This is a genomic window from Halobacteriovorax sp. (assembly GCF_041587335.1).
GTDB lineage: Bacteria > Bdellovibrionota > Bacteriovoracia > Bacteriovoracales > Bacteriovoracaceae > Halobacteriovorax.
This window is the reverse complement of record NZ_JBFGYP010000096.1, coordinates 1-11,877: the sequence shown is the minus strand read 5'-3', so window position 1 is coordinate 11,877 and position 11,877 is coordinate 1. Positions and strand designations below refer to the sequence as shown.

Below are 11,877 nucleotides of genomic sequence, written 5' to 3'. Positions count from 1 at the left end.
ACAAGTGACGCTCAAATTGGATATAAGAGTGAGCAAACATGGGCATGCAATCTTGGGACATGCTTTAGAAACGAGTACTTTTCATTTAGTAAGCAAGTTTTGAGCTACAAAAAGTCTATAAAATCTGACACTTATATCGTAGAAGATGAACTTCTCTCCGACCAATGCCTCTTTGACTTTCCAAACCTATAACGCCAAGCGTTTATATTTTCTTCATGTAATTTTACATTACGCATCAGAGAGGCTAGAAATGGAAAAAATTAATACATGGAGATTAGCAGTGAAAAAATTGGTTTTAGTTTTAGTTGCACTTTTATTATCAAGTACATCTTTTGCTCAATACGAGTCATCTAATATTGATTTTGACATGCCTATTGATATTGACGGAACATACTCAGCACCTACTCAAGGTAAGCAATTAACTTCTGCTCAAAGACTTAAGCTTTTTAGAGAACAGCTTGAAAAAAGAAATGAGATTATGGTTAAGAAGAAAATTGAAACTCTAAGATATAAGCAAGAGCTTGAGATGATGAAGAAGATTCAAAATGCATTCAATCAATCAATGCAAAATATAAATAACATTCAATAATTTTTTTAACGGCCGTAACTTTACGGCCTTTCTTTTGCTCAATCTTTTTACACCCTCTTTCTTTTTTATACATCCTTAAAAATAGTTTTATTATTCTATCAATCACTTAGCACATATTTTTTCTGGCATTGAATTTGTATTAACCATCTTAGAGATATTACATTTTAAGAAATAGGGAGAAGACAATGAAGAAGCCACTCTTATTTGGTTTTGCAGCACTTTGCGTGCTAAGCACACCAAACTTACTAGAAGAAAACTACAATACTAATGAAGCAACTTATAGAACAATTGCCTCTCAAGAGCTGCGTCCAGACAATAGACCAGATAAAGCTCCAAAAGGTCCTATTGATGGTGAAGAAAAAGGATCTAGACCCCCTCATCCAAGAGGAGAAACTCCACCTGTCGATAAAGAAGCAGGTAAAGAAATAGATAAGAAAGAACCTAAGGAGTCTAAGGAAGAAGTAGAACAAGAAGAGACTAAAGAAAAGAAAGTCTCTAAGAAAGAAGAAGTTACCGAACCAGAAAAAGATATAACTGTATGTGAATACAGAGATGAAATATCAGAACTTAGAAAGCAAATCAGCGAATTACTAGATGACAAAGAAGAAGTTATAGCTGAAGTAGATAAGAAAGATAAAGACGAAGATAAAGATGAGAAAGAAACAAAAGATAGGAAGAAAAAAAAGACTGCCACAATACCATCGAGATATCAGCAAATACTATCGATGGGGCTGATTTTTGGACAAGGTTTTCAATCGTCATTTCAAATGCCTATGATGAGGTTTGGATCAAATTCATTTCTAAGCTCTCGACCAATGTTTAACCTTAACAACTATTCGTCATTTAATAATGATAGATCGTGGATTACTCCAGGAATTCAAGAAATGATGAATGTTGGATCAGAAGGAGCCGAACTAGTGCAACCTCTGAGCAATAATGTGAATAGACAAACATTTATTCCAACCTTTACAAGAACAAGTATTGAGGCTGAAGGCTTTAGTATTAAATAATATCTCTCCCCCTATTTCTAAAGGGTCCCAAGGCAAAAACCTTGGGCCCTTTTGAATAAATTTCACACACTGTCAAAAGTTTAAACACCCCCCTAAGAGTAAAAACAACCCTTTACCTCACTTAAGAATTGGCCCCCTTCTTGTATATATAAACATGTAAACAAAATAGAATTTTAATATATATATCTGGGAGAGATAGTATGAAAAAGCCAATAAGAAATACACTGATGGCCCTAAGTATGTTTAGCTTAACTTTTGGAGCAGTCGAGGTTTATAAGAATATGAACCCTACTAACACTAGATATGTTGCTTCTCTAGAAAGTCCAATTCTTGCTGAAGTAGCATCTGCAAAATATATACAAGAGCAGAAAGTGAAAATGGAAGAAGTTACTCATGAGATGAAAAATGCCAATGGTGACATGATCAAGGTAACAAAGAAGTTAGTAGAGATTGAAACTAAACTAGCTGCTCAAATGCAAAAAGGAATTGGCTACGGAAATGTTGCCAAGATTACAGAGCTAAAGAACTCACTCTCTCGTGTAAAAAGAGAAAAGTCTGAAGTTGAAGAAAAAATGAAAAAGTTTCAAGTAGAACATAAAAAAGCAATTGATAATCTAACAAATATAAATAATAGATTAGGTAAAGAAGTCTTAAAAGCTGAAGATGCTAAGAAAGAACTATCTAAACAAATTGCGAAACTTGAAGACTCAGGAAAATCAAATTCTTCAGAAATTAAAAAACTTAGATCAAACCTAGAAGATAAGAATAAAAAGTCGAAAGATTTAAATACTGCACTTAAAGATTTATCTGCTCAAATTGATGCTAAAAATATAGCACTAGCAGAATCTGTATCAGCAAATGATAAACTTAATGAAAGTATCGGTGGACTCAATATTACTATTGAAATGCTTAACGATAACCTTATTGAGAAAGATCAAAGAATTGTAGAACTAGACACTTCACTCCTCTCTCTAGAGCAAGACCATAGTGACTTATCACTTGCAAAAGAAGAACTAGATAAAAGAATGCTAGAGATATCTCTAATTTCAGAAATGCAAGAAGAGCAAATATCAATGAAAGAAGAAGCAATCTCTCAAAGAGATGCACAGATAGAAGAGAAGAATGAATTCATCTTAGAAAAAGATAATACAATCTCTTGTCAGCAAGAAGAAATTAAAGTGAATACAGATAAGATTACTGAGCTTCAAGCCTTAATAAACGATAGTACAAAAGCAATTAGAGAATCAAAAGAAGCAATGAAAGAACTCAAAAAAGAAAAAGAGGAAAGAGTTGAAAGAATTGCAAAACTAGAGAAAGAGAATAAAGCATTTCAAAAAGAAAAGACAGAATTTGATTCTGTAATTCAAATGATGATGGCAAACTTTATGAGGCTTCCACAAATGTTTGCGAGTATGATGAGTCAGTCTCAAGGACAGATGTCTTACTCTCCAAATATACTGACAAATCCACTAACTGGATATGCACAACAAATGCAGCTACAACAAGCACAACTTACATTTCCAGGAACAGGTATGAAAATGACTGATCCATACGCAGCACCACAGTATGTAACAAATAACTATTACCAACAAACGACTCCATACAGTGGATTAAATAACGACTTCTCAGTTCGTGACATGATGAACCCGGAGTCTTCAAGAGATCCAAGTGGTTACTTCACTTTCTAATAAAAAGTATTACAGATATAAAAAAAGGGGACTAATTTAGTCCCTTTTTTGTTTCTAAAGTTGAGTGTTTTTCACCGGCACTTTTTTCCACTTTTTACTAATTATTTTTTTTATATTCACGATTAGATATATAGCAACTCAATGGATGAGGGCCTAATTAGATATCACGGATTGATGTTACTACGTTAGTACTTATGAGGAGTAAAAAATGAAACAGGAAATCATAACGAGAAAGGTAACTGAAAAAGTAATTATTAAGAAATGCCATTGTTGTGGTCACCTACTTGAAACTGCAAAAGAAGCAAGCAAGTGTCCTTCTTGTAAGAAGTCTTTTCTTCCAACAAACTACTTTGGAAAAGTTCATGCTAAGACATCTTCAGAATTTAAGAATTTATTTCTAAATTCAGATGAACTACATGAAGATGATATGATTAAAGGTATCCAAGTTATTTGGTAAAATTATGGGCCTAATTAGGCCCTTTTCTTTTAACTTAACCAATACTCAGCCTCTTAACGCACTCCTAACAACGAGTCATTCCATATTCGATATGTTAATATTTGATCATGGAAACAACACACACAACACATCATTCGAATAAACAAAAGCCACAAGTAACCCCTAACTTTCACCCAGTAATTCAAAGAATCTTTGATAAACGAGAAATGGGTCCAAAAGAGATCTCAGAATTTCTATCTTGGGATTTAAAGGCAATGCCTTCTCTTACTTCAATGAAAGATTTAGACATCTCATCTAAGAGAATCATAGAGGCCATTGAAAAAGGTGAAAAAATAGCAATCTATGGAGACTACGACGTAGATGGGACGACTTCATGTGCTCTTCTTCATCACTTCTTCAAAATGATTGATGTCGAAGTTGGACTAATACAACCAAGTCGCTTTATTGAGGGTTATGGAATTCATCCACCTTCAATAGATAAAGCACATGAAGACGGATACAAAGTTGTCATCACAGTAGATTGTGGAATTACAAATAATGAAGCGGCCGACAGAGCTAAAGAAATTGGTATTGATTTAATTATCACTGACCATCATAAAGATGCCAGAGATGTAATGCCAGATGCCTTTGCTATCATTAATCCAAATAGAAGAGATGAGCCTGCTGATTCAGAACTGACAGCTCTTGCAGGAGTGACTGTAGGTTTTGCTCTAGCAGTACAAATTAGAGAAGATCTAAATGCAAAGGGAAGAAATATCCCAAGCCTCTACCCTCTTTTACAATTTGCTGCTATCGGTACAATTTGTGATCTTGCTAAGTTAAATCCTACAAACTTAAAAATTGTAAGACATGGACTAAAACAAATTCCAACAACTCAATATCATGGAATAAAAGCATTCTTTTCTCCAGAAGAAAGGCAGAGAGGTTTTGTTCCTTCTGAAAAGTTATCTTTTAATATTGGCCCTTTGATAAACTCAAAAGGAAGACTTGATCACCCAGAAAAAGCTCTACAGTTATTAACGATAGAAGATGACAAGAAGGCCTTTGAATACTTTGCTCACTTAGAGATCTGTAATAAAGAAAGAAAGTTTATTCAAGCAGAAGTTTTCAATTCAGCAAAAGAACAAGTTCTTAAGAGCTTAGATGGATCTGAGCATGTTGCTTCTATAGTCTATTCTCCTGATTGGCATGAGGGTGTAATCGGAATTGTTGCCTCAAAACTAGTTGAAACTTTTAAAGTTCCAGCCATTGTTTTCACAAACTCTGAGCAAAAAGGAATTATCAAAGCATCAGCAAGAAGTGCTGGAGACTTAAACCTCTTTAACTGTCTAGATGAGAACTCTGATCTATTTTTAAAGTTTGGAGGACATAAAGCTGCAGCAGGGCTTTCAATGCCACTTGAGAACTTAAGTATATTCAAAAAGAATATGCAATCTACCATAGCATCTTTCCCCGCAATTCAAAGAACAGTCCAAAACTACTTTGATATTGAAATTGAGCCACATGAGATAAACCCAAAGCTTCTAAAAGAATTAGAAATGCTAGAGCCTTTTGGGATGGGTAATCAAAAGCCAATTTTCAAAATGAGAGGCTTTAGACTTGATAGTTATGACCTTTTAAAAGACGTGCATGTAAGATGGAGCTTAAGCTCTATAAAAGATCCTAAGTGTAAACTAAAAGGAATAAGCTTTAACTATATTGGTAAATGGGGAATCACTCATCCTGAAGATACTTATGAAGCTCAAGAAAGAAACCAAGAAGAGCTAACTGCTTATTTTACTCTTGGTGTAAATCACTTCAAAGGTAATCAATATATTCAACTCATGATTGAAAGAATCGAATCTTAGAAAATAGGCCCAATTTCTTGGGCCTTAACTTTATTATCTTTTAACTGTAACACTTTCCATTACGATATCATTTACTGGTCTATCCATTGCTCCAGTAGAAGCATTTCCAATTGCATGAATAGTTTCCATACCGCTAGTAACTTTACCAAATACAGTATGTCTTCCATTTAAGTGAGGAGTTGCTCCTAAAGTAATAAAGAATTGAGAACCATTTGTTCCTGGACCTGCGTTTGCCATAGAGAAGATACCTTCGCTATCGTGCTTAAGCTCTGGAGTACACTCGTCACCAAATTTATAACCTGGTCCACCCATTCCTGTTCCGTCTGGACATCCACCTTGAATCATGAATCCAGAGATTACTCTATGAAAAATTAGACCATCATAATAAGGTCCTTCTTTCTTAGTTTCTTGTCTTCCTTCAATAAGGTTAACAAAGTTCCATACAGTCTCAGGACATTCTTTTGCATATAGCTCTGCTTCAAACTCACCTAAGTTAGTTTTAAAATGTACATTTACTCTTTCAAGATCTTCTTTGTAATCTGATTTCTTTACTGAACCCATTCCAAACATAATTTTCTCCTTAATTAATACTTTCTAACTCTAACTTTTCCCTTAAACTCAAATGGTCTATCTTTTGGAAGAAAGAGTTGTATTTTTTGGTTTTTATTAAATAGTTTATTTAAATCAATAATTGGTACTGCTACTAGATTATTATTTTGATCATAAGGATTTAGTAGCTCATAGCTCATATACTTTGCTCCAGTGATCTTTAACCCCATTTTCGAAATATATTCCTTCATCTCAATTCTATTCATGCACAGAGAGACAAAGACTGGGTGACCAGAGCCGAAAGATTCGCTTTGAATTGCTCTTCTTACTCTCTCAAGGGACTTCTTCCCTTCCATTGCAATATCAATCCAAATGAGATTAACGACTTTATACTTAGGTTTAGTGAAGTTTCTAATACCTGCCTTTATCTTATCTAAAACAGTATAGAATATTTTCTCTTCATCTTTAAATGGAATATAGCTAGCTAAGGCCTCTTTCTTTCTCTCTTCAGACAATTCATTAAACATCAATTGAAATTGAATAGACTCTTCATAATCAAGAGCAAAGCTTTCACGTAAGTTTTTTACATTTAAATAGCGAACAGGATAGTTTCTATGACAACTCCCCGCAGATGAAAAGTTTGCCCAATTAGGTAGATCGGCCAAGAAGTACTGAATGACTCCATTTCCATTTTCATAAACTCTTTCATTTCTTCTTTCATAATTTTTTAAAGTATATGAAGAACAACTTGTAAGAATTAATAGTGTACAAATTAATATATATTTCAAATTAAGCTCTACTAAAAAAGTTCATGATCTCAGTTTCAATTTTTGAGATTTTCTTCAATCCACTTGAGAGAGAAGACTTTCCTGACTCGATACCATTTAATGTAAAGTAGCCTGGTTCAGAGTGGGAAATACCTTCACCACGCTTTTCAAAATTAACTCTTAATCCCTTAGCAGTCTTTGTATCAGCTTCATGACCTGTACATACAAAGATCCCATCACAAGAGACTGTAGAGATTTGCTCTTCCATGCCTTCAGTTGAAGATCTAAAAGATGATGTTTCACAAGTAACAAATAGCCCTTCTCTATCAAGTAGCTTATCAAGAGCAGTCACATTACTTGCTGTAATTAAATTCAACTGACTTGTAGGCTCTTTTGGTGCAGCTTTCTTAGCTTTAATATGAGGCTCTAGCCCTCTCCACTCAAAGAGAGATTTCTCATACTCTCTTCTAGAGATTTGTAATTTTTCAAAATACTTATTGATCACTTCAGTAATCATAAGACCTAAAGTGCTTTCTTTATGATTTTTTAGGAAGTTTTCAAATGGTCTATCTTCAGTTGTGACAAGAGAGACAACTCTCTTTTCATCTTCTTCTAACCAAAGATCTAGCTCACATAACAATAGAGCAGAAAGATGACCTGAGCCAACCATAACAATATGCTTTGAGTGACTTGTAACTTCGTTGTAGTGAGATAAGCACTCCCTACCATAGTAAGTATTTGTTTTAGGAGTAAGCCTAGCTTCGTTTAAAGCATGTGAACCAGATGGTCCCATTGGAGATGGTTTTGAGTAAGTCCCCATTGCATTTATAATTAAATCAAAATCTTCAAAGGCCTCTACCGACTCACTTAAAGAGTCCAAGACATCATCACCAAGTTTTTCAAATAATTCTGGATTTGATTCAACTTGATTCAATATGCTCTTTTTAGGGTCAGTAGAAAATACAACTCTGAAAAGATCTTGCAGTCTAGATTTACCGGGAACCTCTTCTTCAAGAGAAAGAAAGCGCTTGTGTACCCTTTCTACATTTCCAGGCTTAATGATTACAGACTGACTTCCTCTTGCCACTAGAGGCAAGAAGTAGTTCTTAAAATATTCGTCATTACTTGGTATATCAGATAGATCAACATTTAACTCAAGAGCTTCTCTTCCAAGCTCCGTAGTCAATTCTCCCCAGCTCTCTTCCATAGAAGTTTCACTAGCAAATGAGTTTACCCTTGCTGCCATTCCACCTAACTCCCCTCTAGAGAAAAGAGTAACGTGAGCACCTAATTTATCAAAGTGTAGCGCAGTCTCTAAGGCCAGAGGACCACTACCTAATATAGCTAATTTCATAAGGGATTTTCTATCACGATTGATACATTCTTAAAAGAAAAGCCCCTTTGAAAGGGGCCTTATATCGGATTTTTATCTAAAATAAACTTTTCGGTCACCTTTATCGATAGCTGAGTGCTCAGCAAACGAGTACATAAACTCTATAAAGCTGTGCATTGCTTTGAATGAAGGTAGAGATTGATCAAATTCACATCCATACTGCATATAAGTATTTCCGTCTCTACCAATATATTCTCTACCATATTTTACATTAACAATAACAGGCACATAGCTTTGATCTGTGAAGTACATTCTCATACTAATCTCTGTGTCTTGTGCAAATTTGGTGTCTCTATTAGCATCCCAAGGAATTTGGAATAAGCACCCCTCATGAGAGATATCAACGAGGTCAATTGGATATATAACTCCGGACTGGTCAATAACCGAGTAGGCTCCAAGAAAATTTTGAAATAGAATTCTTTCGAAGTTTCTACGCTTTTGTTCTACATTCTCTTTTCTTTTTTCTACAAAATCCAATACTTTATCTGTCATTTAGGTCTCCTAAAGATTTTTACATCAAGAGACTTATCGGAATGAAGTTGAAAAACTTAAATATTTAAAGCACAAAACATAGCTAAGCAACTGTTTTTACGTACTCAATATTTTCGCTGCCAAAAAGGGAACGCTGAGACTTCTTCATAGATTCGAAGGTAGGAATCCAATCGACTATGGACGAGTTCCCCCTCTTCTGAGTCTGGAGCAAACTTTGTCCAAAAGACACAACCCTTAGAGTCCTCTTGGTGCTCACAATTTGAAAATTTGCAATCAGACGCAATTTCTTCGAGATCGGGAAAGAGGCTGATCAACTCATCAGGAGCAACGTCTTCTAGAGAGAATGATCTGATACCTGGAGAATCAATTGTGTAAAAGCCGTCGAGATCAATGATCTCTGACCAAGTCGTCGTATGTGAACCTTTACCAACTCGTGCAATTTCATTGGTCTTAAGCTTATAACTTCCATTTGAAAGAGTATTGATAGTTTCACTCTTACCAACACCTGACTGTCCAAGAAAGATTGAAGTTCTATTGTGGATCTCTTCTTTTAGTTCCTCGTAACCTCTTTCAAGGTATTGAGGTTTATAATCTGGCTTAAGAGCTGATACCTCAAAACACTTTGCACCTAACTGCTCTAATCTCTTCTCTTCAAATTTAATATCAAAGTCATCATCAAACTCATCCATCTTATTGAAAACAACAATAGGTCTTATCCCCCACTGACTTGCCCTAGCAAGGAAGCGGTCTATAAATCCACGTTTAAATTTTGGCTTTGATACTGAAGTTAATATGATCAAGAGGTCACAATTTGAGGCCGTAACTTTCTTTCTTTGCTCTCTAACTATAATTCTAAATATTTCACTCTCTCTCTCTTCAAGAGAAGTGATCATGAGTTCATTTGTTTCTGAAATTCTTTCTAGCCCAACCCAGTCTCCAACAACTAAGGTCTCACCTTTCTTAAGAAGATTACCAATAGCATTCGCTTTAACCATCTCACCAGTCGACTCGACTTTACATTCAAATTGACGCTTATCAGATTTATAAATCCTAGCTCTCAATCGGTACTCCTATTTAAGTTTAAAAAGCCTTGTGGAAAAAATATATTCTCCGGATCATGCTCATTTTTTAATTTATCAAACACAGCATAGTGCTCATCATCTAAGAAATTCTTAATAAACTTCTGCTTTATTAATCCAATACCGTGTTCAGCAAATGGAGATCCAGAAAGGTCTTTAACTTTCAAATAGAGTTCTTCTAGCTTTTCTTGGCAAATTTCTACCTTAGACTTATCTGGTAGGAAGTTAAAATGCAAGTGAGCATCTCCAAAGTGGCCAAAGAGATTGTAATCAATACCTATTGAGCTCAATTCTCTATATAGATCGAGTAATTCTGAAAATTTCTCAGGTGGAACTTGAATATCTGTTCCTTTTTTGACTACACCCATTCGAAAGTTTCTCTCAAAAGTATAACGAGGAACATTCATTCTTAAATTGTGACATTTGGCGGCAGGCATCTCAAACATCTCATTCTCATCAATAAGTTCAAACTTAGAGATAAGCTCTTCATAAACGCTCTCAAATGATTCCGACTGTATTTCTAAAAAGATCAAATCTCCAGCATCAATAACTCTCTCCTCACTAGGCAGAACTGACATTGAATTTGAATCCAGTAGCTCGCATGAATAGATACTACTTCTAAAGCTCTGAACCTTAGAAAATATCTCCATATGCTTAGAGTAGTCATCTTCCCATCTAGGAAGTTTAATAAATAGAAATGATCTGTCCTCTAAAATAGTTGTTTTGAAGCTCGCTCTAGTAATAATCCCCAATTGACCTTCAGTACCAGTTAGAAGATCTGTCTCCTTTTCGATTCTAGGAAAAGGTGCATTTTTAAGGGAACAATAGACGCTATAGCTCTTTTGATATTTTAGTAATTCACTATCAGCTTCAAGTGCCTTTGAGGCGTCTAAAGTCGCGATCTGTCCCTTAGAATTGATGTATTCAAGAGACTCAACTTGATCTCTTAGAGTTCCAAAGCCAAAGCATCTCTCACCTGTAGCAGATGTTGCAAAACCAGCTAATATACAGGCCAACTCCTCAGTTGGAGAAGTCATTATATCTCTTCCCTTAGAGTTACAATAGGCCTTAGCTTCTTGCCATGTGACAGGACCCTCTACATGGAGAACTCCATCTTCACTAAGCTCCATACTTGAAGGAAGCTCTGCCAAGTTCACCATAGAGAACTCTGCAACATTTAGCTTTTCTAAGCACTCTTCTATCTGATCATAAGGAATAACAGTAGAAGTCTTTGAACTATGATAAAAAGAAGGTCTTTTTAACAAAATATAGTCTTGAAGCTCTTCAATAGTCTTAGGGGATAATTTATTTAGTTTCATAATTTCTCTAGCAATATTTACATATCTATCAGTATATTTTACATAAAAAAGGCCAAGCTTTGTATTTTAGTAATTTAACATATCAAAGTATCTTGACAACGACCTCTTTTTACCTTAATTTAGGTCTCCAATCCAACGAATTAATTGGTTCCGTAGCTCAGCTGGATAGAGCATTCCCCTTCTAAGGGAATGGTCGCAGGTTCGAATCCTGCCGGGACCACCATTTTACTTCCCCAAAAATTTACAATAAAAAAGCCAGCACTAAGCTGACTCTTCTATTATTTATAAATATAAATTTATTAATTACTTATCTTCTTCGAGTAGTTTGTTAAAGCCAGACTTCAGGTAACGAACAGAGATAACTTTAAAGATTGAGACATCTTTATTAGCTACGATATCATCTTGAGCTTCACCATTCATAGCATCAGCAGCATTTTTATTGGCAAGAACTTCATCAGCGTTAAGACCATCGTTTGACCCTTCATTTTCTAAATCTAATCTAAATCCACCATTAACTTTCTTTGAAGAACCAGAAGTCATTTTAAGTTTAGAGTTTTCAGCAGGTGCAGCCGCAGCAACTTTCTTCTCTTCACTCTCGTTATTTCCAACTGGACCAATTGCTGCCAAAACATCAGCTGCTGACTTTCCAGATCCACTTAAAACAGCTTGAGTATTCTTTCTAAGCTT

Annotated in this window: 13 protein-coding genes and 1 tRNA gene; 7 read left to right on the top strand and 7 right to left on the bottom strand. The window is 35.1% G+C overall.

Features of this window, described 5'->3' with window-relative positions; translation table 11 throughout:
* The 6 genes from ABX784_RS12360 to recJ form a co-directional block, all read left to right on the top strand.
* On the top strand, positions 1-192 hold a 192-nt coding region (locus ABX784_RS12360; protein WP_372655358.1), incomplete at its 5' end, for a hypothetical protein.
* 88 nt (positions 193-280) lie between these two features.
* On the top strand, positions 281-589 hold the full coding sequence (locus tag ABX784_RS12355; RefSeq protein ID WP_372655357.1) for a hypothetical protein: 309 nt from the start codon (positions 281-283) through the stop codon (positions 587-589).
* A 185-nt stretch (positions 590-774) separates the two neighbouring features.
* On the top strand, positions 775-1,599 hold the full coding sequence (locus ABX784_RS12350; protein WP_372655356.1) for a hypothetical protein: 825 nt from the start codon (positions 775-777) through the stop codon (positions 1,597-1,599).
* Between the two features lie 200 nt (positions 1,600-1,799).
* A complete protein-coding gene (locus ABX784_RS12345) occupies positions 1,800-3,287 on the top strand; it encodes a hypothetical protein (protein ID WP_372655355.1) in 1,488 nt (495 codons plus the stop codon).
* 208 nt (positions 3,288-3,495) lie between these two features.
* Complete coding sequence (locus ABX784_RS12340; protein WP_372655354.1) at positions 3,496-3,744, top strand: hypothetical protein; 249 nt, start codon at positions 3,496-3,498, stop codon at positions 3,742-3,744.
* 107 nt (positions 3,745-3,851) lie between these two features.
* Positions 3,852-5,591: a single-stranded-DNA-specific exonuclease RecJ gene (recJ, locus tag ABX784_RS12335; RefSeq protein WP_372655353.1), complete on the top strand. Its 1,740-nt coding sequence runs from the start codon at positions 3,852-3,854 to the stop codon at positions 5,589-5,591.
* Positions 5,592-5,624: 33 nt separating this feature from the next.
* Here the strand turns inward: recJ and ABX784_RS12330 are convergent, their stop codons facing one another.
* From ABX784_RS12330 to ABX784_RS12305, 6 genes are all read right to left on the bottom strand, one after another.
* A complete protein-coding gene (locus tag ABX784_RS12330) occupies positions 5,625-6,161 on the bottom strand; it encodes a peptidylprolyl isomerase (RefSeq protein ID WP_372655352.1) in 537 nt (178 codons plus the stop codon).
* Between the two features lie 14 nt (positions 6,162-6,175).
* A complete protein-coding gene (locus ABX784_RS12325) occupies positions 6,176-6,928 on the bottom strand; it encodes a hypothetical protein (RefSeq protein ID WP_372655351.1) in 753 nt (250 codons plus the stop codon).
* Position 6,929: 1 nt separating this feature from the next.
* Positions 6,930-8,261: a hypothetical protein gene (locus ABX784_RS12320; RefSeq protein ID WP_372655350.1), complete on the bottom strand. Its 1,332-nt coding sequence runs from the start codon at positions 8,259-8,261 to the stop codon at positions 6,930-6,932.
* 72 nt (positions 8,262-8,333) lie between these two features.
* Positions 8,334-8,792, bottom strand: coding sequence for a PilZ domain-containing protein (locus tag ABX784_RS12315; RefSeq protein WP_372655349.1), 459 nt, complete (start codon positions 8,790-8,792; stop codon positions 8,334-8,336).
* Between the two features lie 104 nt (positions 8,793-8,896).
* Positions 8,897-9,853, bottom strand: coding sequence for a ribosome small subunit-dependent GTPase A (gene rsgA, locus ABX784_RS12310; RefSeq protein WP_372655348.1), 957 nt, complete (start codon positions 9,851-9,853; stop codon positions 8,897-8,899).
* Positions 9,850-11,190, bottom strand: a complete 1,341-nt coding sequence (locus ABX784_RS12305) for an FAD-binding oxidoreductase (protein WP_372655347.1) — start codon at positions 11,188-11,190, stop codon at positions 9,850-9,852. Before ABX784_RS12305 ends, rsgA begins: the two co-directional genes overlap by 4 nt.
* Positions 11,191-11,336: 146 nt before the next feature.
* Here ABX784_RS12305 and ABX784_RS12300 point away from each other — a divergent pair.
* Positions 11,337-11,413 (top strand) — tRNA-Arg (locus ABX784_RS12300).
* Positions 11,414-11,493: 80 nt separating this feature from the next.
* On the opposite strand, the gene ABX784_RS12295 is transcribed toward ABX784_RS12300, so the two are convergent.
* On the bottom strand, positions 11,494-11,877 hold a 384-nt coding region (locus ABX784_RS12295; protein ID WP_372655346.1), incomplete at its 5' end, for a hypothetical protein.

What these genes read in the sequence shown, in the direction of transcription:
- ABX784_RS12305 (WP_372655347.1), bottom strand. Translation starts at nt 11,190, where the DNA reads ATGAAACTAAATAAATTATCCCCTAAGACTATTGAAGAGCTTCAAGAC.
- ABX784_RS12340 (WP_372655354.1), top strand. Translation starts at nt 3,496, where the DNA reads ATGAAACAGGAAATCATAACGAGAAAGGTAACTGAAAAAGTAATTATT.
- ABX784_RS12350 (WP_372655356.1), top strand. Translation starts at nt 775, where the DNA reads ATGAAGAAGCCACTCTTATTTGGTTTTGCAGCACTTTGCGTGCTAAGC.
- recJ (WP_372655353.1), top strand. Translation starts at nt 3,852, where the DNA reads ATGGAAACAACACACACAACACATCATTCGAATAAACAAAAGCCACAA.
- ABX784_RS12345 (WP_372655355.1), top strand. Translation starts at nt 1,800, where the DNA reads ATGAAAAAGCCAATAAGAAATACACTGATGGCCCTAAGTATGTTTAGC.
- ABX784_RS12315 (WP_372655349.1), bottom strand. Translation starts at nt 8,792, where the DNA reads ATGACAGATAAAGTATTGGATTTTGTAGAAAAAAGAAAAGAGAATGTA.
- ABX784_RS12320 (WP_372655350.1), bottom strand. Translation starts at nt 8,261, where the DNA reads ATGAAATTAGCTATATTAGGTAGTGGTCCTCTGGCCTTAGAGACTGCG.
- ABX784_RS12330 (WP_372655352.1), bottom strand. Translation starts at nt 6,161, where the DNA reads ATGTTTGGAATGGGTTCAGTAAAGAAATCAGATTACAAAGAAGATCTT.